General features: G+C 63.7%; 21 protein-coding genes. 8 read left to right on the top strand and 13 right to left on the bottom strand.

The features are described from left to right. Nucleotides 1-522: 522 nt before the first annotated feature. Nucleotides 523-1,086 carry an elongation factor P gene (locus tag VD811_01780; protein HXV19702.1) on the bottom strand — a complete coding sequence of 188 codons (564 nt, stop codon included), beginning with the start codon at nucleotides 1,084-1,086 and terminating at the stop codon, nucleotides 523-525. Nucleotides 1,087-1,259: 173 nt separating this feature from the next. On the opposite strand from VD811_01780, the gene efp reads away from it, so the two are divergent. Both efp and VD811_01770 read left to right on the top strand, forming a co-directional pair. Next, nucleotides 1,260-1,823 carry an elongation factor P gene (gene efp, locus VD811_01775; GenBank protein ID HXV19701.1) on the top strand — a complete coding sequence of 188 codons (564 nt, stop codon included), beginning with the start codon at nucleotides 1,260-1,262 and terminating at the stop codon, nucleotides 1,821-1,823. Between the two features lie 103 nt (nucleotides 1,824-1,926). Next, nucleotides 1,927-2,838: an EF-P lysine aminoacylase GenX gene (locus VD811_01770; protein HXV19700.1), complete on the top strand. Its 912-nt coding sequence runs from the start codon at nucleotides 1,927-1,929 to the stop codon at nucleotides 2,836-2,838. Here the strand turns inward: VD811_01770 and VD811_01765 are convergent. From VD811_01765 to VD811_01735, 7 genes are all read right to left on the bottom strand, one after another. Continuing rightward, on the bottom strand, nucleotides 2,819-4,036 hold the full coding sequence (locus tag VD811_01765) for an MFS transporter (protein ID HXV19699.1): 1,218 nt from the start codon (nucleotides 4,034-4,036) through the stop codon (nucleotides 2,819-2,821). The genes VD811_01770 and VD811_01765 overlap by 20 nt on opposite strands. Nucleotides 4,037-4,095: 59 nt before the next feature. Beyond that, complete coding sequence (locus VD811_01760; GenBank protein ID HXV19698.1) at nucleotides 4,096-4,827, bottom strand: DUF3108 domain-containing protein; 732 nt, start codon at nucleotides 4,825-4,827, stop codon at nucleotides 4,096-4,098. A gap of 99 nt (nucleotides 4,828-4,926) precedes the next feature. After that, nucleotides 4,927-5,979: a KamA family radical SAM protein gene (locus VD811_01755; GenBank protein HXV19697.1), complete on the bottom strand. Its 1,053-nt coding sequence runs from the start codon at nucleotides 5,977-5,979 to the stop codon at nucleotides 4,927-4,929. A 106-nt stretch (nucleotides 5,980-6,085) separates the two neighbouring features. Then, the gene (locus VD811_01750) at nucleotides 6,086-7,690 is read right to left on the bottom strand and encodes a radical SAM protein (GenBank protein HXV19696.1); all 1,605 of its coding nucleotides are present in this window, start codon (nucleotides 7,688-7,690) and stop codon (nucleotides 6,086-6,088) included. A gap of 8 nt (nucleotides 7,691-7,698) precedes the next feature. Next, nucleotides 7,699-8,121, bottom strand: a complete 423-nt coding sequence (locus VD811_01745; GenBank protein HXV19695.1) for a MauE/DoxX family redox-associated membrane protein — start codon at nucleotides 8,119-8,121, stop codon at nucleotides 7,699-7,701. Next, on the bottom strand, nucleotides 8,118-8,606 hold the full coding sequence (locus VD811_01740; GenBank protein HXV19694.1) for a rhodanese-like domain-containing protein: 489 nt from the start codon (nucleotides 8,604-8,606) through the stop codon (nucleotides 8,118-8,120). The genes VD811_01745 and VD811_01740 overlap by 4 nt, the downstream gene beginning before the upstream one ends. Before the next feature lie 6 nt (nucleotides 8,607-8,612). Next, entirely contained in the window at nucleotides 8,613-8,804 is a 192-nt protein-coding gene (locus VD811_01735; GenBank protein HXV19693.1) for a SlyX family protein, read from the bottom strand. A gap of 192 nt (nucleotides 8,805-8,996) precedes the next feature. Between VD811_01735 and VD811_01730 the strand changes: the two genes are divergently transcribed. The 6 genes from VD811_01730 (at nucleotide 8,997) to VD811_01705 (ending at nucleotide 14,325) form a co-directional block, all read left to right on the top strand. Continuing rightward, nucleotides 8,997-9,905 carry an SCO family protein gene (locus tag VD811_01730; protein ID HXV19692.1) on the top strand — a complete coding sequence of 303 codons (909 nt, stop codon included), beginning with the start codon at nucleotides 8,997-8,999 and terminating at the stop codon, nucleotides 9,903-9,905. 2 nt (nucleotides 9,906-9,907) lie between these two features. Then, on the top strand, nucleotides 9,908-11,530 hold the full coding sequence (locus VD811_01725; GenBank protein ID HXV19691.1) for a cbb3-type cytochrome c oxidase subunit I: 1,623 nt from the start codon (nucleotides 9,908-9,910) through the stop codon (nucleotides 11,528-11,530). Further along, complete coding sequence (locus VD811_01720) at nucleotides 11,527-12,129, top strand: cytochrome c oxidase subunit 3 family protein (protein ID HXV19690.1); 603 nt, start codon at nucleotides 11,527-11,529, stop codon at nucleotides 12,127-12,129. Before VD811_01725 ends, VD811_01720 begins: the two co-directional genes overlap by 4 nt. A gap of 64 nt (nucleotides 12,130-12,193) precedes the next feature. Beyond that, the gene (locus tag VD811_01715) at nucleotides 12,194-12,481 is read left to right on the top strand and encodes a cytochrome C oxidase subunit IV family protein (GenBank protein ID HXV19689.1); all 288 of its coding nucleotides are present in this window, start codon (nucleotides 12,194-12,196) and stop codon (nucleotides 12,479-12,481) included. A 7-nt stretch (nucleotides 12,482-12,488) separates the two neighbouring features. Beyond that, on the top strand, nucleotides 12,489-13,388 hold the full coding sequence (coxB, locus tag VD811_01710) for a cytochrome c oxidase subunit II (protein ID HXV19688.1): 900 nt from the start codon (nucleotides 12,489-12,491) through the stop codon (nucleotides 13,386-13,388). A gap of 91 nt (nucleotides 13,389-13,479) precedes the next feature. Beyond that, nucleotides 13,480-14,325, top strand: a complete 846-nt coding sequence (locus tag VD811_01705) for a protoheme IX farnesyltransferase (protein HXV19687.1) — start codon at nucleotides 13,480-13,482, stop codon at nucleotides 14,323-14,325. Nucleotides 14,326-14,468: 143 nt separating this feature from the next. Here VD811_01705 and VD811_01700 read toward each other — a convergent pair whose 3' ends face one another. The 5 genes from VD811_01700 to VD811_01680 all read right to left on the bottom strand — a co-directional run. Continuing rightward, nucleotides 14,469-15,380: a VTT domain-containing protein gene (locus VD811_01700; protein ID HXV19686.1), complete on the bottom strand. Its 912-nt coding sequence runs from the start codon at nucleotides 15,378-15,380 to the stop codon at nucleotides 14,469-14,471. Nucleotides 15,381-15,600: 220 nt separating this feature from the next. Next, nucleotides 15,601-16,905, bottom strand: coding sequence for a hemolysin family protein (locus VD811_01695; GenBank protein HXV19685.1), 1,305 nt, complete (start codon nucleotides 16,903-16,905; stop codon nucleotides 15,601-15,603). Between the two features lie 22 nt (nucleotides 16,906-16,927). Continuing rightward, entirely contained in the window at nucleotides 16,928-17,947 is a 1,020-nt protein-coding gene (locus VD811_01690; GenBank protein ID HXV19684.1) for a TerC family protein, read from the bottom strand. Nucleotides 17,948-18,325: 378 nt separating this feature from the next. Then, nucleotides 18,326-19,420 (bottom strand): ADP-ribosylglycohydrolase family protein, encoded by a 1,095-nt coding sequence (locus VD811_01685; GenBank protein HXV19683.1) that lies wholly within the window; start codon nucleotides 19,418-19,420, stop codon nucleotides 18,326-18,328. A gap of 39 nt (nucleotides 19,421-19,459) precedes the next feature. Then, nucleotides 19,460-20,250 (bottom strand): SMC family ATPase (locus tag VD811_01680; protein ID HXV19682.1); only part of this gene is annotated, 791 nt, incomplete at its 5' end.

The raw sequence follows: 20,250 nt of genomic DNA, 5'->3' as shown, positions 1-20,250 counted from the left end.
CTCCCATTACATTGAGCAGATAGGACAAAAGTCGATGATCGATTCGGGGAACCTTCCGGCGAGCATCACACATTGACCTGTCAACAAACCGAATCCCCTCGCAGGCAATGGATTGGCAGAGACATGTCAACAGGAATTATTTTTGGATTTTTTACTCTTTTAATAACTTACTGGTTGAGTGGAACAATTATCATAAGTTTTGTGATCGGCTTTCTGGTTTACTTTTCAACTATTGCTTTAATACGGGCAGCACAAAACCACAAATAAAAAAAGGTGAACCATGAAAAAGCTAAAATAAAAAAATATATTATTTTCATTATTAGTAACAACTTTTGTAATTTTTTCTACTGCATGTTCTCATACCGTGATTGTTGTGCCAAAGACCCCAGAAATTATCGGTTCTGAAAAGATGCCAATTGACGTCGGATTTCTGGAGATAGGTCCCCCTACAACGAAAATGCTAAGGCTCCAGGACAAGTCGTCTCTGGAGCCTTAGCATTCTGCCATAACCGACCAATTGTCTCACGCTCTTGAAATAAATCGGCCGTCGCGGGTGTCGACCTTGATCTTTTCCCCCGACTCCAGGTAACCCGGCACCTGGATTTTCATCCCCGTCTCCAGCACCGCCTCCTTGGTCTGGGCGGTGGCGGTGGCGTGCCTGATGGCCGGAGCGGTTTCGGTGACAACCAACTCCACCGTCATCGGCAGGTCGACGCTGACCACCCGCCCCTGAAACAGGCCGAGTTGCACCTCGGCGCCCTCCAGCAGAAACCCCTGCACCGGCTCGAACATCTCGGCGCCCAGCTCGTACTGCTCGTAGGTTTCGAGATCCATGAAGACGCCGCCGTCCCCGGCCGGATAGAGGAACTGCCCCTTGCGCCGCTCGAAATCAGCCTCATCGACCTTATCGCCGGCTTTGAAGGTCTTCTCCAGCACCTGTCCGGTGAGCAGATTGCGGTACTTGGTCTTGACCAGCGTATTGCCGCCGCGGGCGGAAGGGGACTGGGTGGTCATATCGAGGAGCAGACAGGGGGCGTTGTCGAGCTGGATGACCAGCCCGCGCTTGAAATCGGCAGTGGTGAGCATGGGATTCTCCTTCGGTTTTGAGCGGGTCGAATTGCGGGAATGTATCATACCGGCCGGGAGAAGACAATCGCCCCAGGCGGAAATTTTCGATGACAAAACGGGGGCAAGTATGGTTAAATTCGGTTTTTCGTCTGTCCCGGCTCTGTCCGAAATAAACTGAAGGAGAACAACCCATGTACACCTGTGCCGACCTGAAAAAGGGCCTCAAGCTCATGATCGACGGCGAGCCCCACGTCATTGTCGCCTTCGACTTCACCAAGCCCGGCAAGGGCCAGGCCCTTTACAAGTGCAAGCTGCGCAACATGATCACCGGCTCGCTCTTCGACCGCACCTACCGTTCGGGCGAGTCCTTCGACCCCGCCGCCCTGGAGGACCGCGACATGCAGTTTCTCTACCGGGACGAGTCGGGCTATGTCTTCATGGACAACAAGAGCTACGAGCAGGTCACGCTCGACGAAGAGACCCTGGGGGACGATCACTACTTCCTCAAGGACAACATGGATGTCAAAATCCTGCTCTTCAACGGCCGCGGCATCGGCATCACCCTCCCCAACTTCGTCACCCTGCGCATCACCCAGGCCGACCCCTGGGTCAAGGGGGACACCGCCGCCGGCAACAACAAACCGGCTACGACCGAGAGCGGCTATACCCTCGCCGTCCCTTCCTTCGTCGAAACGGGCGACCTGATCCAGATCGACACCCGCACCGGGGACTACGTCACGCGGGTGAAGGAATAAGCACTCCCCCCTTTGGCAAAGGGGGACAGGGAGGATTTGATCGTCCGACCTTGCAAAATCCCCCTAAATCCCCCATTACAAAGGGGGACTTAAATGGACCTGCATGGAACCCAACTGGCAGCTCGCCCGCAAGCGGCACAAACTCAATGAAAGGGCCCGGATCGTCCAGACGATCCGGGCCTTCTTCGTCGACCGGAGCTACCTCGAGGTGGAGACCCCGCACCGCATCCCCGGCAACGCCCCCGAGGGATACATCGACGCCGTCCCCGCCGGCGACTGGTTCCTGCATACCTCTCCCGAGCTCTGCATGAAGCGCCTGCTCGCCGCCGGTTACGAGCGCCTGTTCCAGATCTGCCGCTGCTGGCGCGCCGGCGAACGTGGCAGCCGACATCTCCCCGAGTACACCATGCTCGAATGGTACCGGGCGGGGGTCGATTACACGGCGCTGATGACCGAGTGCGAGGCCCTGCTGGCGGCGCTGGTCCCGGCCGGGGAACTGACTTGCGGCGGCGCGACCATCGACCTCACCCCGCCCTGGGAGCGGCTCACCGTCGCCGAGGCCTTCACCCGCCACGGTTCGCTCTCGCTGGAGGATGCCCTCGCCGCCGGCCGCTTCGACGAGCTCATCGCCTTCGAGATCGAACCGCGCCTGGGGCTGACCAGGCCGACCTTCCTCACCGAGTACCCGGCCTCCCTCGCCGCCCTCGCCCGCAAAAAACCCGGCAACCCGGGCGTCGCCGAGCGCTTCGAACTCTACATCGCCGGGGTCGAGCTCGCCAACGCCTTCTCCGAGCTCACCGACCCGGTCGAACAGCGTCAGCGCTTCGAGCGGGAAGAGGCGCAACGACGCACCGCCGGCAAGGCCCCCTATCCCACCCCCGAAAAATTCCTCCGTGAGCTGGCAACCATGCCCGACGCCGCCGGCATCGCCCTCGGAGTCGACCGGCTGGTGACGCTCCTCACCGGCGCCGAAAGCATCGATGAAGTGGTGGCGTTTACGCCGGAGGAGTTGTAGCCGCCCTGCCTGGCGGGCGAAGCCCCCCGTCGCCTCTTTCCCTGACCAGCCCCCACAACAGCAGTGCCGCCAGCGCGGCCAGCCCGGCCCCGAAACCGAAGGCCGCCTGCGGTCCGAACTGCTGCCAGATCGCCCCGAAGAGCAGACTGGCCGGCAGGGCGCCTATGCCGATGGCGAAGTTGTACCAGCCGAAGGCGGCGCCGCGTTCGGCCGGGTCGGCGAAATCGGCGAGCAGCGCCTTTTCCGTCCCTTCCGTCAGCCCGTAGAATAGCCCGTAAAAGGCGAACAGCGCCCAGATCTGCCATTCACTCTGCGCCCTGGCGAAACCGAGATAGGCCAGGGCGTAGACGCCCCAGCCGGCGAGGATCATGCCGCGCCGGCCGAGTCGGTCGGAAAGGGTGCCGAAGGGATAGACCGAAGCCATTTTGACCACATGGAAGAAGGCCCAGAGCAGCGGGATGTGCGCAGCGCTCACGCCGAGCTCACCGGCGCGCAGCAGCAGGAAGGCATCGGTGGAGTTGCCGAGGGTGAAGAGGAACAGGATCAGCAGGTAGCGGCGCAGTGGCCCCCGCGGGACAATGTGCAGGAAGGCGCCGCCGGCGGGCAGGGAGGCGGCAGATTCCACGGCCGCCGATTCACGCACTTTCATCGCAATCAGCAGCACCGCCAACACCCCGGGAATCGCCGCCAGAGCGAAGACGATCCGCAGGTCGCTCACCCAGGTGGCGAGCAGGGCGGCCGCCAGCAGCGGTCCGACCAGGGCGCCGGCGTGATCCATGGCCCGGTGAAAACCGAACGCCCGGCCGCGCAGGCCGGGGCCAACCGAGTCGGCAATCAGCGCATCCCGCGGCGAGGTACGCACCCCTTTGCCGATGCGGTCGGCAAAGCGGATGACGAGGACCGCGAGCGGCCCGGTGGCGACGGCGACCAGCGGCCGGACCAGCGAGGATATGCCGTACCCGGCGAGCACCAGCGGCTTGCGGCGGCGTACCCGATCGGACCAGATCCCCGAAACGAGCTTGAGCAGCGCCGCAGTCGACTCGGCCACCCCCTCGATGACGCCGAGGAAGGCCGGCCCCGCCCCCAGTACCGCGGTGAGAAAGAGCGGCAGGAGCGGATAGATCATCTCGCTGGAGACATCGGTCAGAAAGCTGACCAGACCGAGGATCAGGACGTTGCCGGAGATGCCGCGCAGCACTCTACACTCCGCTCGCGAAGTGGAGTCGCGACGTCAGCCGATCCTTCAAGAGTGCCTGACTACTGCCCACCGGCACTGCGTTCCACTGTCACCAACTCCATCACCGTCTCGACCTTGCCTCTATTCAGCCGCTCGAAACGCACGGGAAGGTAACCGAGCGTCGGCGCATGCCAGATGCGGGAGAGACGTTTCGAACGCGGGCGCGTACTCTCGTAGAGCACCGTTTCGAACTCACCCGCTGGCGTCTCAATGCGGGCGGCCCCCTGGCGACTGTAGCTGTACGGTTTGATCCGGTTGTCGTCGAACACGGGGATCGTGCCGGGTTCGCGACCGCGCAGCAGCGCGGTCATCGCGGCGATCTGGAAGGAGAGGCGATCCTGCAGCCCCGGTTCGATCGGCAAATCGACCCGCTCTCCCTGCACGGTCCCGGTGACCCGTTTCACATCCCAGGCAAAGACAAGCGCCCCGTCGTTCTCTTTGCCCGATTTGCCGTCATCCAGAAACCAGGAGAGCGGACGCACCCCGTCTGCATCGATGCGCACGATGCTGCGTTCGACCGCCTTACTGCTCACCAATAGGCGCGCCAGAAACCCCGGAGTCGCATGAGTTTCGTAAACAAACCGGCCATCCTCTTCGGCACGCAGCACGAAATGAAGCTGCCCCGCGGTCATGCCTTGATAACTCACGGAGTAGGTGGCCGTGAAGGGGGCAGGGGCAAGGTCGGCGGCGGCGGCGAACGGCAGCGGCAGCACAACCGCAATGACGATGATGAATCCTAAGAATCGCAGCAAGGCACTCCTCCTCAACTTCTTGTCGACAGCTCCGGTCTTTCGGCTTCCTCTTCAAGGATAACCCCAATCAGGGCGGGCGCCAGCCTTACCCTGACAGCATTACGCTTTTTCCGGCAGAACGTTGGGATACTCGATCCGCTCCCCCCCCGGCGTCCGCAGCACCACCGTCTCTCCCAGGCTCTCGACATATTCGGGAAGGACCGGCACCTTCCCCCTCCCCCCCGGCAGGTCGATGACATAGTGCGGAACGGCCAGGCCCGAGATCGGTCCGCGCAGCGCCTGGATGATCTCGATCCCCTTTTCCACCCGGGTGCGGAAGTGGCCGGCCCCCTGCACCAAATCCATGTGGTGGAGGTAGTAGGGGCGCACGCGGATTTTCAACAGCCCCTTCATCAGCTCGGCCATCACCGCCGGTTCGTCGTTCACTCCTCTGAGCAGCACGGTCTGGTTCCCCAGAGGGATCCCGGCATCGGCCAGGCGCCGGCAGGCTTCGGCCGCCTGCGGCGTGATCTCCCGCGGATGGTTGAAGTGAGTGTTGAGGTAGAGGGGGTGAAAACCCCGCAGCAGGGCGCAGAGGTCCTCAGTGACCCGCTCGGGGAGGGTGACCGGCACCCGGCTGCCGAGGCGGATGATCTCGACGTGCGGGATGCGGCGCAGGCGCTCGAGCAGGTCGCCGAGCGCCTCGTCGCTGAGCAGCAGGGGATCGCCGCCGGAGAGGATCACGTCACGCACCTGCCGGTTGCCGGCGATATAGTCGATGCCGGCGGCGAGGTCGGCACGGGAGCGGCGCATGACGGCGCAGCCGACCTGCCGCTTGCGGGTGCAGAAACGGCAGTAGACGGCGCAGGCGCCGGAGACCAGCAGCAGGACGCGGTCGGGATAGCGGTGCACCACCCCTGGCACCGGGGAGAGGTTCTCCTCGTTCAGGGGGTCGGCCAGTCCCGTCGCGTCGACCAACTCCCGCGGATCGGGAACGCACTGCCGCCAGATCGGGTCGCCGGGCTCCCGGATCAGCCCCAGATAGTAGGGGGTGATGCGCATCGGATAGCGTCTGGCCACCGCCGCCAGAGGGGCGGCGTCGATCCCGAAACGCTCGGCCAGCGCTTCCGGACAGGTCAGGCTGCTTTTCAGACTGTGCTGCCAGAGTTCCATGGTGAGCAGGAATACCTTGAAAAAGCGGTGAAAACAATAGATCCCACAGGTCGTACATGTCCCGCAGGTCCCATAAGACCGACCGACATTACCACAGCCACCCTGCTCAAGTCGACAGTGGCGGAAAGAGAAAGGCATGGTTGGAGGTGAACAGGGGCGGCGTGCGCTGGACGATGGCGCGGACGGCCGACGAGGCGAGCAGGCGCCGGTCGAGAAACCGCCGCGCCTCGCGGCGGCCCCAGCCGGCCGCCGGCGCGAAGGAGCGGTAGAGCCCCAGCGGTTCGTCCTCGCCGAGCAGCTCCGATTCGGCGATGCCGCCTGCCGGGTCGGCCAGCAGCCCCGACTCCCGCGGCAGGTTCATGATCGCCAGGTTGAGGAAACCGATGGCCCCGGCGTGCGCTTCGAGAAAGCGCAGGGTCAGTTCGGCGTCCTCCTCGTTCTCCCCGGGGGTACCGAGCATGACGTAGACGTAGCTGGCGATACCGGCCCTCTGCAACTTGGCGAGGATGGCGGCAACCTCGGTCAGCTGCGTCCCCTTCCGCAGCCGGTCGAGAACCGTCTGCGAGCCGCTCTCCAGCCCCAGCTGCAGCATGGCGCAGCCCGAGGCGGCCAGGCCGGCGACCAGGTCAGGGTCGAGCAGCGCTTTTTCGAAACGAACGAAACCGTGCCAGGAGAGTCCCGGCGGCGCCCCGCCGGCAGCCAGCCGCCGCAGGACGGCCACCGGCAGGGCGTTGTCGGTGAAATGGAAATGCCGCACCCCGTGCCGCCCGGCCAGTTTCCCCAGCAGCTCCGGAAAGGATGCCGGCGGCAGGGCGGCGTACGGATGGGTCGGCGCGGCGGCTTCCGGACAGAAAAGGCAGCGCTGCCAGTAACAGCCCCGGCTGGCACTGACCGGCAGAACCGGCACCGGCGAAAGGTAGTCGGCGAGGCGGGCGAAGCTGTAATCGGGGAGAAAACCGATCTCCCCCGCCCCTTCCAGAAAGTAATCGCCGCGGGGCGCCCCTCCGGCGGCGAGGGCGGCCAGCGGCGCCTCGCCGGGGCCGAAGACGATCCGGGAGAAGCAGGAGAAGCGCAGATCGAGGCGCCGCAGCACGGTGCGCCAGGAGGTGAAGACCCCGCCGCCGCCGACCACCGGCACGGCCGGCAGCCGGCGCCGCAGCAGGCCGGCCAGCTCGAAGGCAGGCAGCACCTGATGCCGGTAGTTGACCGACAGGGCGATCAGCCGCGGTCGTAGCGCCTCGACCTGCGGCAGCAGCTCCTCTTCGAAGTAGCGGGAGAAGAGACTCGGCGGCGCCGCCCCCGCCGCCAGCCGTTCGAGGTCGGCCGGAGCGAAGGGGGAGAGGCCGGCGCGGTCATAGTCGCCCAGCGTCAGCCGCTCCATGCCGCCGTCGCCGGTCCAGACGCCCAGGGCGGTGTTGAGGTGGCGCACGGCGGTGGCGTAGCGGGCGAAGGAAGCCAGGGCGGCTGGCGAGCGCAACAGGTTTAAAGCCGAATCGCTGTGGCGAAGGGCCCGGCGCACGGCTGTGGAAGGCTGCTGGCCGGCAGCCGGCTCGAGGCGGTTCGGGTCGAGCAGGTAAAGATAGGCCGCCAGATTGGCGTCGAGGGCCGCGGCGGAAAAACCGCGGCAGCGCAGATGGGCGAGCAGCACGGCGGCTCCCGGCGGCGGCTCGGCCGGCTTGACCGCGGGAGGATGCAGGAGCAGAACGTCCATGCCCGGAGTCAGGGAGCGGACCGGTCGCGCAGCCGGTAGGTGGCAATGCACAGCAGCAGGATGCCGGCGTCGCGCCACAGGGCCTGGGTCGCCGTGGTGTGGCCGCCGGGCCGGAAACAGCCGCAGTCGATATCGAGCCCGCGGGCGACCACCGTGGCCAGGATCAGCATGAAGACGGCGGTCAGCCCCCCCGTCACCAAGGCAGCCGGACGGACCCGCCGGTTGGCGACCAGCAGCAACCCGGCCAGGAACTCGATGTAGGGCAGCGTGGCCGCCACCAGGTAATTCCAGCTGTAGGGAAGAATCTTGTAGTTGGCGACATCCCGGGCGAAGGCGGTCACGTCGCCGGCCTTGACCAGGCCGGCATAGAGGAACAGGCCGCCGAGGACGAGGCGGCTGAGGTGGTAGGCGATTCGGGTGAAACGGCTCACGGCGCCCCCTGTTCGACCGGCAGTCCGGCATCGCGCCACTCCGGGTAGCCCCCCTCGAAGACGCGCACGTCCCGCCAGCCCGCCGCGAGCAGTCGCACGCCCTGGTCGAAGGAGTCGGGACAACCGTAGCCGTTGCAGTAGGTGATGATGACCGCGTCGGTTGGAACCGCCCGCCGGAAGGCTTCGAGATGCTCGTCCATCTCCCCCAGAGGGAGGGAACGGGCGCCGGGCAGATGCCCATCGGCATAGAGTTCCGCTGCCCGGGCGTCGATCAGGACCGCCCCGGCCGCCGTGAGTTCCCGCACCGCCGCCAGGTCGACGGGAACCGGATACAGCGCCCGCGGCTCGGTCTCGACCTGCGTCTGCGGCAGCCGGCCGGAAAAGACATTCAGCAGCAGTCGGCCGTTGAAGGAGAGGCCGAGGACGACCCCGAGAAGAACGATGACGACGGCTTCGAGCAGGATGCGGCGGGTTTCGGCGATCACGCTGGTTTACTCGTCGGGAGATTCGGTGAGGGTGGGGGCCAGGTTCTGGAGCATCTCCCGGAACGAACGGTTCTCCCGCTCGAGACGGCTGAGGCGCTGATTGCAAGCGACGATCTCGCTGTTCAGTTCATCGATGAGGCGAGCCTGGTGGGTAAAACGGATTTCCAGTTCGTTCAGGCGTTCCTGCAATTCTTTCACGTGACTGTCTCCTCTGTGCGGCCGTCGCCATGTTAGCAGAAGAGGAAGCGGCATGCAACGCGCCAGGATGGCAATTCCTGCCCACTCCGGGATTGCATTATTTTCCGGAATGAGTATGCTTAAACCCGGATTTAGCCGTATCGGCAGCGCCTTTGCCACCGCCTCTCGGCACCACCTCCCCGGGACCTCGAAATGAATTTTTTCCTCCGCATCGGAACCCGACGACTGTTGGTCCAGAGCAGGACACTGCTGTTTGCGGCGGCGTTTACCCTGCTGACGACCGCCGCTGCACCCGCCAGCGAAAACGCCGGGTCGACGCCGATGGCCCACCCGGGTCACGGGGAGACGGCGGAGCCGGAAAAAGAGCACATCCACGTCCATCCCCAACCGCCCGCGGCGGGAGCCGTCGGGCTGGATGAGCGTCTCGGCGCCAGCATCCCGCTGGATCTCGCCTTTCGCGACGAGACAGGCCGCTCCGTCACCCTGCGTGACCTGGTCACCGTGCCGACCGTCATCGTCCCGGTCTACTACCAGTGCCCCAACGTCTGCAGTTTTTTGCAGGCGGGTCTGGCGCGGACCCTGCCGGAGGTGAAGCTGGAGCCGGGGAAGGCTTTCCGGGTCCTGTCGGTGAGCTTCGACGAGACGGAGACGCCGGAGCTGGCCCGTCGCAGCCAGGCGATCTATCTGGAGGCGATGCGGCAGCGGTTTCCGGCCACCGCCTGGAGCTTCCTGACCGGCGACCCGGAGAGCATCCGGAAACTGCTCGATGCCGCCGGCTACCGCTTCCAGCGGCAAGGGGAGGATTTTCTCCATCCCGTCGTCCTCTTCGTGGTGGCCGGCGACGGCAAGATCATCCGTTACCTGCACGGCACCAGCGTCCTGCCGATGGACCTCACCCTCGCCCTGGTCGAGGCGTCGGAGGGGCGGATCGGGCCGACCATCCGTCGGATGGCGCAGTTCTGCTTCAGTTACGACCCCGAAAACCGGCGCTACGTCTTCAATCTCTTCCGGGTGTCGGCGACGGCGATCCTGCTCACCGCCGGCGTCTTTCTGGCTTTCCTGATCCTGCGGGGGCGTAAAACCCCCGGTCCTCCGAGGTGAACATGACCGAAACCCATCCCGCGGCCACCAACGAGCGGGGCTTTCTCGCCCCGAGCGGCAACGGCCTCTTCGGTTGGATCTTTTCCACCGACCACAAGCGCATCGGCCTGCTCTACATGTACGCCATCCTCACCTTCTTCCTGGTCGGGGTGGTGCTGGGGCTGCTCATCCGCCTGGAACTGATCGCTCCGGGGGAGACCATCGTCTCGGCCCAGACCTACAACGCCCTGTTCACCCTGCACGGGGTGATCATGATCTTCCTCTTCATCATCCCCGGCATTCCGGCGATCTTCGGCAACATCTTCCTGCCGATCCACATCGGCGCCAACGACGTCGCCTTCCCCCGCCTCAACCTCCTCTCCTGGTGGCTCTACATCGGCGGGGCGATGCTCGCCCTCGCCTCGCTGTTCGGCGGCGCCGGCTTCCCCGACACCGGCTGGACTTTCTACGTCCCGTTCAGCATCCAGACCCACACCAACGTGACACTGGCGGCCTTCGCCGTCTTCATCCTCGGCTTCTCCTCCATCCTGACCGGCCTCAATTTCATCACCACCGTGCATCGCCTGCGGGCGACCGGCGTCACCTGGGGGCGGCTCCCCCTCTTCGTCTGGACCCTCTATTCCACCGCCTGGGTGCAGGTCCTGGCCACGCCGATCCTCGGCATTACCCTGGCGCTGATCCTGCTCGAGCGGGTTCTCGGCGCCGGACTCTTCGACCCGGCCAAGGGGGGCGACCCCATCCTGTACCAGCATCTTTTCTGGATCTACTCCCATCCGGCCGTCTACATCATGATCCTCCCCGGCATGGGGATCATCTCGGAGATCATCCCCGTCTTCGCCCGCAAACACATTTTCGGCTACTGGGCCATGGCCCTCTCCGGCATCGCCATCGCCTTCGCCGGCTCGCTGGTCTGGGCCCACCACATGTTCGTCAGCGGCCTGAGCGATACCGCCATCTTCGTCTTCTCCCTGCTCACCTTCGTGGTCGCCATCCCCTCCGCCATCAAGGTCTTCAACTGGACGGCCACCCTCTACAAGGGCTCCATCGCCCTCGACCCGCCGATGCTCCATGCCCTGAGCTTCATCCTGCTCTTCTCGGTGGGCGGGCTCACCGGGCTGGTCCTGGGCGCGGCCGCCACCAACGTGCCGGTGCACGACACCCACTTCGTGGTCGGCCACTTCCACTACACCATGTTCGGCGGCACCGGCTTCGCCTTCTTCGCCGGCCTGCACTTCTGGCTGCCCAAAATCTTCGGCCGGATGTACAACCGGAAGGTGGCCACCGCCGCCTGGGCCGCCATGCTGGTCGGTTTCAACACCCTCTATTCCTCGATGATGGTGGTGGGCCTGCGCGGCATGCCGCGCCGCTATTACGATTACCTGCCGCAGTTTACCACCCTGAACGTCACCGCCACAGCCGGCTCCTGGGTCCTGGGGGCGGGCATTTTCGTCATGTTCGCCAATCTCTTCTGGGGCTCCCTGCGGGGAGCGCCGGCGGGGAGCAACCCATGGGGAGGGCGGACCCTGGAGTGGACCCTCTCCTCGCCGCCGCCGGCGGAGAACTTCCCCTCGCCGCCGGTGGTGGTCCACGGCCCCTACATCTACCCCGAAGAGCCGACGCCATGAGTGCCCCCGAACACCAGGATTACACCGGCGCCAAGCTCGGCATGTGGCTCTTCCTGTTCACCGAGCTGATCCTCTTCGGCGGCCTGTTCATTCTGTATGCGGTCTACCTGCACCGCTACCCCGGCGAGTTTGCCGCCGCGGCGCAGAAGCTCAACCTCGGTCTCGGCGCCGCCAACACCATCATTCTGCTGACCGGCAGCCTGCTGGTCGCCCTCTCGGTGAGCGCCGTGCGCCGCGGCGGACGGAGGGCGACACAAGTGCTGCTGTGGGGAGGGGTCATCACCGGCCTCCTCTTCCTCCTCAACAAGTACGTCGAATGGTCGGCCGAGATCGGCCACGGCATCTATCCCGACTCGCCGATCCTCAACCAGATGCCGCCGGGTGAGATCATGTTCTTCGGGCTCTACTACATCACCCTCGGCCTGCACGGCCTGCACGTGCTGATCGGCACCGTCCTGCTGGCGGTGATGGCCGTCTATACGGCGACCGGCGTCGTGCACCGGGACGATTTCGTCAAGCTCGAAAATTCGGGGCTCTACTGGCACCTGGTGGACCTCATCTGGATCTTCATTTTTCCGCTTTATTATTTACTGCTCTGAAAGGCGGTCCCTGGTCCAAAGTCCAAGGTCTGAAGTCAAGGTCCCTGCACCCGTGAGGCATGAAATGACCGAACAGGAACACCCCATCGTCCCCTATCGCACCTTCGTCGTCGTCTGGGTGCTGCTTCTGCTGCTGACCGCCGTCACCGTGGCCGTCTCCCGGGTGCATCTCGGCCCTCTCAACATCTGGGCCGCCCTCGGCATCGCCTCGGTCAAGTCGGCGCTGGTCATCTTTTTCTTCATGCACCTCAAGTATGAAAAGCTGCAGGCTTTCAGGATCTTTCTCCTGGTGGCCCTGCTCATCCTCGCCATCTTCATCGGCTTTACCTTCTTTGACGTCCTCTACCGGTGAGGCTGCCGTGAATCCATCCCTCGTGACCACCACTGAAGCCGTGGACTCCGTCTTTCTCCTCATCTTCGGCATCTCCGCCCTGATGCTGGTCGGCATCACCGCCACCATCATCTTCTTCGTGGTGAAGTACAACCGGCGAAAGAACCCGTCGCCCCTGCCGAGTCCCAATTACAACATCCCCCTGGAGGCGACCTGGACCATCCTCCCCACCATCATCGTTCTTGCCATGTTCTGGTACGGCTGGTCCGGCTACACCACGCTGCGCAACGTTCCGGCGGACGCCCTGCCGGTGAAGGTCGTCGGCCGCATGTGGTCCTGGTCCTTCGAGTATCCCAACGGACGCACCAGCGACCGGCTCTTCGTGCCGGCCGGCCGGCCGGTCCGCCTCGAACTTACCTCGGCGGACGTTCTGCACAACTTCTACATTCCCGCCTTTCGCGTAAAAATGGACGCGGTTCCCGGCATGACCACGCACCTCTGGTTCCTGGCACCGGCACCGGGCTCCTTTGACGCCTTCTGCGCCGAGTTCTGCGGCGTGGGGCATTCGGGCATGATCACCACGGTCGAGGCGCTCCCATCCGGCGAGTTCGAGCGATGGTATGCGGAAGCGGTAGTGGTGGTGGCGGAGGGGAGAGGGCTGCTGGAGAAATACGGCTGCCTCGGTTGCCATTCCCTGGACGGCTCCCCCGCCGTCGGCCCGACTTTCCGGGGGCTCAGCGGGCGGCAGGTGACGGTGATCACCGACGGCCGGGAGCACACCCTGACCGCCGACGCCGACTACATCCGCCGCTCCATCCGTGAACCGCAGGCCGACCTCGTCAAGGGGTTTCCGCCGGTGATGCCGAAACTCCCACTGCCGGAAGAAGAGGTAGAGGCCATTGTCGATTTTATCGAGGAGTTGCGGTGAGCTGAAAGGGTGAGCTCTAGCGAGCGGGTGAGAGACGACCTTGATTGCGGTTTTACCTGTTACCAGTCACTGATTTTCCGGGATTCCTGCCATGTCGCTTCTGCCCCTCTTCCGCCCGCCGATCGCGTTGATGACCGCAGCTTCCGCCCTGGCGGGCTACGCTTTGTACCCGGCTCCCCACGAGGCGGTGGTTGCTGCCCTGCTGCTGGCCGGGGTCGGCCTGCTGGCCGCCGGCTGCTCGGCCCTCAACCAGGTGCAGGAGCGCGACGTCGATGCCCGCATGGAGCGCACCCGCCGCCGCCCCGTCGCCTGCGGCGAGTTCCCCCCCCGAGCCGGCCTGGCTCTCGCCCTGACCCTGACGGCCGTCGGCCTGCTGCTCCTCGCCGCCATCCGGGAGACCGTCTTCGTCCTCGGCACCTTCGCCCTCCTCTGGTACAACGGCGTCTACACCCCCCTCAAACGTCGCACCTCCTTTGCGGTCCTGCCCGGCGCCCTGTGCGGCGCACTGCCGCCCCTGATCGGCTGGGCAGCGGCGGGGGGGAATCCGGCCGATTTCCGCATCGTCCTCTTCGCCGGGCTTATCGTCCTCTGGCAGATCCCCCATTTCTGGTTCTTCGCCCTGAAGCATCGGGAGGACTTCCAGCGGGCCGGGCTGCCGACCGTTTTCACCCGTTTCACCCCGCGGCAGGTCCATCGGCTGGCCCTGATCTGGGTCTTCGCCCTCGCCTGCGTCACCCTCCTGCTGCCCGGCTTCGGTCTGCTCCAGCATCCAGCCGCCCGCCTGCTCGGCGGGGTGGCCGCCGCGGGCCTGGCCGCCGGCGCCGGGTTGATGCTGCTGACCGGCCGGGCCGAGCCGCCCCGCGGCGAGCCGTTCGGGCGGCTCAACCTCGCTCTGCTCCTCATTATCTCGTCGCTGCTGGTGGAGGGGTTCTGCTGAAAAAGCAAGGGGCGGATCCCGGACCCGCCCCGGCGCCTTGACGGTCAGGAACAGGGTGCGGAAGGTGAAAAGGCAGGAAGTCATGCTCGGACCATCTCTTCTACCCGAAGCGTTTTGTACGCCGCAGGTCAAAGAAAAAGGCCTTAATCCGCGTTATTGTAACATGCCGTGCATAAAGGTCTTGCCGGTCTCGATTTAGTATAGCCCTGGTTCTGGAGGGCCAGGTCGCCGTATTTACGGATAGTGCGTCGAGTCCGCAGAATTTGGACGCGGAACGCTGCTCCTGCTGCCCCGTGCCCTGATCCCCGACAAAAGTTTCGAGCTTTTCGCGCCAATCCGCTTTTGGTGAAAAACCCCCGACTGAAAACCTGCCGATAAAGAATTTGTTTGCAGATGCGTGCCGGAGGGGAAGGGCTTCGCTGAGCCTGCGGTGCTTGCTCAGGCGACGGGTTCAGTTCTTCAGGTTGGGCAGAAATCCGTTTTCGGGCATGCGATTTTTTCAGGTATTCGGCCACAGCCGGCACCGTTGAAAGGGCGATGATCGTCAACAAGACCAGTTCGAAATGCCCTTTGATGAATTCCAGATTCCCGAAATAGTAACCGGCGAGGACGCACACCACCACCCATCCGGTGCCGCCCAGAACGCTGTAAAGGAGAAAGGTGCGCCAGCGTACGCCGGCCATTCCGGCTACAAAAGGGACGAAGGTACGGAAAAAGGGGATGAACCGGCACAGGGTGATGGCCCGGTTGCCAAATTTTTCGAAAAAGCTCCGGGCACGATCGAGGTTTTTCTGGTTGAAAAATCGCCCGTCTTTACCGCGAAAGGCCTTGTGGCCGAAGGAGATGCCCATGAGACGATTGAAGTTGTCCCCAGCGATGGCCGCCACCGGGAACAGGGTCAGCACTAGGGTCAGATCCATGGCCCCCGTGGCACAAAGTGCTCCGATGACAAAAAGCATCGAATCGCCGGGCAGAAAGGGGGCGACGACCAGGCCGACTTCGCAGAAAATGATCAGGGCGATGACGGCGTAAACAAGGGTGCCGTGGTTTTCCACCAGAACGGTGAGGAACTGGTCGATGTGCAGGAAGATGTCGAGAAACTGGGATACGAGGTCCATGAAACCGTCGCGTAAGGATGAAAAAGGGTAGGGTTTTTATACCCCATTTTTACTGTCCCTGTCAAAGTGGCATTTTTTCCGGACCGGGTTTACCCATCCAGCTAAATTGCGCTCTCTGCCCCCCGAGAGGAATGCCGCCGTTATATCACAAGAATTTTCAAGGCTTTACCAGTTCAATCTTTACCTTTCGAATGGCCGTCGGGGTGACCTTGACACAGGTCAGCAGGTAATCCCCCCACGCCACTCGTTCCCCTTCCACGGGGAAATGCCCCAGTTCGAAAAGGATCAGCCCGGCAAGGGTTTCATAAGGCATGCCCTCAGCAAAACGCACTCCGAGCAGATCCTCGAGGTCATTGAGAGGAAGGAGGGCGTCGACCAGGTAGCCGCCATCCTTGAGACGCTGAATGCGCTGCGGCTCACCCTGGTCATGCTCGTCCTCTATTTCCCCGACCAACTCTTCCAACAGATCCTCGGTGGTGACCACTCCGCTCAGGCTGCCGTACTCGTCCACCACCATCGCCATGTGGATGTGCCCGCGCTGCATCTCCCGCAGCAAGTCGTTTACCTTTTTCGCTTCCGGAACAAAGAAAGGGGTCCGCAAAAGGCTTTCCAGATTGAAGTCGGGGTTCTGCACCGCCTGGCCCAGCAGGTCCTTGCCATGGATGAATCCAACCACGTTATCGATCTCCCCCCGATAAACCGGAAAGCGCGAATACTGGCTGTCCACAACGATCTTCAGTATCTGATCGCGGTCCTCTCCCAGATCCAGTGCCACAATCCGGGGGCGAGGTACCATGACCTCCCGCACCTGGGTTTTGGAAAACTCGAACACATTCCGGATGAACTCCTGCTCGCTGGGCGTGACTCCCCCCGTTTCCCGCCCCTCGGCCACCAGGTGCTGGATCTCTTCCTTGGTGATGAAGGCCCGCTCCCCTGTGGCCTTGATTCCCAGCAGGCGCAGAACCGTCCGGCTCGAAAGGGTCAGAGTGAAAACCGCCACCCCCCCGATCCGGGCCAGGAAGCGAATCGGCCGAGCCACGCCGAGGGCAATCCGTTCCGAGTGCTCCAGGGCGAGGGCCTTGGGCACCAGTTCCCCAAGGATCAGGGAGAGGTAGGCGATACAGCCGACCACCAGGAAGAGCGCCAGGGGTTCAGCGGCATTGCTGATGACGCGCACGGGGACCTGCTGAAGAATCGGCTTGATGACTTCGATGGCGGCGGCGCCGCCGACAGCTGAGGCCATGGTCCCAACCAGGGTGACACCGATCTGGACCGTGGCCAGAAAGCGGTGCGGGTCGGAGAGCAGTTGCTCCACCACCTGGGCCCGCTTGTTCCCCTCGGCCGCCAGTTGAGCCATGCGGCCGCGGCGGACGGAAACGATGGCGAGTTCCGCGCCGGCAAAATATCCGTTGGCCAGGATGAGCAGCAGGACGATGACCAGTTCAAGCCAGATTGCATCCATACAATTTTTCCTTCGTTTCCCTTCACTGCCTGGTTTTGGGCGGGACCTTCGCGCCGGATTCGGATTTGGTAGCAGGGCTGCCCGGCACCCAACCGTGGATGGCTTCCTCCGTGCCGGCCGCTTCGGGCAGGCGCCGTGTCTTGATGACCGATACCAGCATCGAACCGCCGATCAGCAGGGCGGTGATCAGCAGTGCAACCTCCGTAGGGATGACCTTGCCGAAAGCCGCGTTGATGAGCATCTTTGCACCGACCACCATGAGCACCAGCGACAGGCCATACTTGAGATAGTGAAACCGGTGGATGATGCCGACCAGGGCGAAATAGAGCGCCCGCAGCCCGAGGATGGCGAAGACGTTGGAAGTATAGACGATGAACGGGTCGGTGGTAATCGCAAAAATGGCCGGGATGGAGTCGAGCGCGAACACCACATCGGTGACTTCGACCAGGATCAGAACCACCATCAGCGGCGTCAGGTAAAGCAGACCGTCGCGGCGGGTAAAAAACTTGTGCCCCTCAAAGTTTTCCGTCACCCGGAATCGACGACGGATCAGGCGGACCAGGCGGTTCCCCTCCATGTCAGGCTTCTGGTTGATCGTCGCCAGCATCTTGGCTCCGGTGAAGACGAGGAAGGCGCCGAAGATGTAGATGACCCAGTGGAAGGACTCGATGATCGCCGCGCCGGTCAGGATCAGCGCGGCGCGCATCACCAGGGCGCCCAGGATGCCCCAGAACAGGACCCGGTGCTGGTACTGGGGCGGGACCGAGAAATGGCTGAAGATCAAAACGAAGACAAAAATATTGTCGACGCTCAGGCTCTTCTCGAGCAGGTAGCCGGTGAAAAACTCGACCCCGGCATTTGCGCCGAGGAAATGAAAGACCCCGGCCCCGAAGATCAGCGCCAGTACGAAATAGCCAAGGCTGAGCAGGAGGGCTTCCCGAATCCCCACCTCCTTATCCTTGCGGTGGAGCAGGCCGAGGTCGAGGGCCAGCAGTACTAGAACAAAAAGGTTGAAGCCGAGCCACATCCAGAGGGAATTCACAAAAAAATCTCCTATTCTGAGCATAAGGTGAGAAGGCAGGCGAACATGAGCTGGTACATTCTTTTACTTCCGTGCCTCCGGTTGCGCAGCGGGTAAAAGAAAAGACCTTTACCCGCTGCATGGTTGCATGCAGTGGACAAAGGTCTTGCAAGGCCCGACATGACGTCGCAGCTCCCGCGTCCGGGTGGCGCGGCCACCGTATTGACGAAACGCGGGCCGGAAGGTTCCGGATGCTACTCCCCTTTTTTGGGAAAAGTGTACCCTACCCCCTTCCGGGATGTCAAACATTGAAATCAGGAGGCACCCTGCCCGACCTGTCTTCGCAATAATGGCCCCGCAACCGGCACCACCTTTTCGCTTCGCGACAGCTCTCAGCATCTACTGAGAACCGGTGGAATCGCCAACCTTTGAAGCAAGTTCGACGGCCAGGTTGCCGAGCGTTGCGGCGTCCTGCAGTCCATCGAGGAAGCGCTGAGGAATGCCGGAGAGGCCGGTCTGAGCACCGGCCAGGGCGCCGGCGAGGATAGTCCGCGCCTGATTTTGCCCGCCGCCATTGACGGCATGCAGCACGGCGGCTTCGAAATCGTCGGGGAAGCGCGCGGCAAGGTAGTAGGCGGCGGGGAGCTGGTGATAGATGGCGCAGGGCATGCCGTAAACGATGGACACCTTCCATGCCGGCTCGATGCGGATGTCCGGGTCCGCTGCGGCGGCGGCCATGTAGGAAGGTGTCAGCAGGGCATCGGGTGAGGCGAATCGGCCGGCGCGGGGGGGATCGGGATCGCCCGGGCGGGGTGGCTGGAGATCCGCGCGGGTCACGGCGTGAAAGGGGAGTTCCCCGGTTTTGACCAGATCCATAAGCTTGCCGGACAGTTTCGTGTCCAGTGGATGCCCCTGCACCAGAAGGCCCAGCACTGCGCCGTAGGCGACGGTCATCGAAACCACGGTGTCGTCGCTCTGGGTCAGGATGGTGTTGGCCGTGATGGCCGAGGCGAGTCGTCCGGGCTGGCAGGCATAGCGCACGGCGATGGCGAGGATGCGCTCGATGGCTTCGGTGGTGTCGGCGTGGCCGCCGGTCTGCCCCCACGGCAGCTGCTGCTGTACGCGGCGCCGCCAGGCCTCGCGAATCGACTGGCTGGTGTAACCGCCCGGCCCGCTCACCGGCGTGCCGTCGAGAAGCGGAAAGAGGTCTTCGTCCAGCCGGCGGCAGAAGTCCGCCTCGTCATAGCCGCCGCGGTCAACGAGGGAGCGGACCATGAGGGTGAGGATGAAGCCCGCCTGGGAAAGCTGGCCGGCCCTGAACCCTGCATGGTAGCGGCCGGGCCTGGGATCGGTGTAGCCGGTGATCCATTCGCCGTAATCACGGCGCAGTTCAGCGAGGTCGTAATACCAGTGCGGGCCGAGGCCCAGAGCATCGCCGATGAAGGCGCCCATGACGGCGCCGGCCGCGCGGTCCTGAATGGTGGTGTCTGCCATGGCTATCTCCCCCTATGCTGGCCCCTAATACCCCGCCGGCTACAACCGCCGGCCCTCCTGCTCCCCGATGCAGATCATCTGGTCGGTCACCTCGGTGAAGGCGACGTCGTGGCTGATCAGGAAGAGCTGGTCGTACCAGTGTTCGGTCACCTCCTCGCGGCCGACGTCGATGGCGCGAAAGGCATGGGCCAGGTTTTCGCGGCGGGAAGCGTCGAGATTGGAGGTCGGTTCGTCGAAGAAGGCGATGCGGGCGCCGATGGTCTGCAGCAGGGCAAGCCGCAGGGCGACCACCGCGCTCATCGTCTGGCCGCCGGAGAGCTGATCATCGCTGCGCTCGCGCACCTCCCCCTCCGCCATGTCGCGCAGGACGATCTGGTAATTCTCTCCCCAGAGAAGCTCCTCGTCGGACTCGGCAATGGTGCGGTAGATACGGTCGGCGCGCAGGCTGATCTCCTCGCGGAAGCGTTCGGAGAGCTGGGCCGAAACGTTCTTGAACACCTGGTTGCGCAAGTATTTTACCAGTTTTTCTTTTTCTTCGAGCGACTTCTTCTCGGCCAGCCTGCTCTCAATCTCCCGCCCGACCCGCTGCAAATTCTCGACGTCGCCTTCGAGGCGCTTGCGGTCCCGCCCCAGCGCCTCGAGCTGCTCGCGCAGCTTGACGATTTCGGCAGCAAGGGCCTCCTTTTCCCGGCGTGCTTCCTGGTGCTGCTCCGGCCGGTAGCTTTCCTGCAGGCGAGTCAACTCTTCCTGCCTGGAGAGGCACTCTTTTTTCAGTCCGTCCAGGGCCGCTTGCCATTTGTCCAGCGTCCGGAGCTGGCCGGGAAGATCCT

The organism is Desulfuromonadales bacterium, from assembly GCA_035620395.1.
Taxonomy (GTDB): Bacteria; Desulfobacterota; Desulfuromonadia; order Desulfuromonadales; family DASPGW01; genus DASPGW01.
The sequence above is the reverse complement of the archived record's forward strand: the minus strand, read 5'-3'. Positions and strand labels throughout refer to the sequence as shown.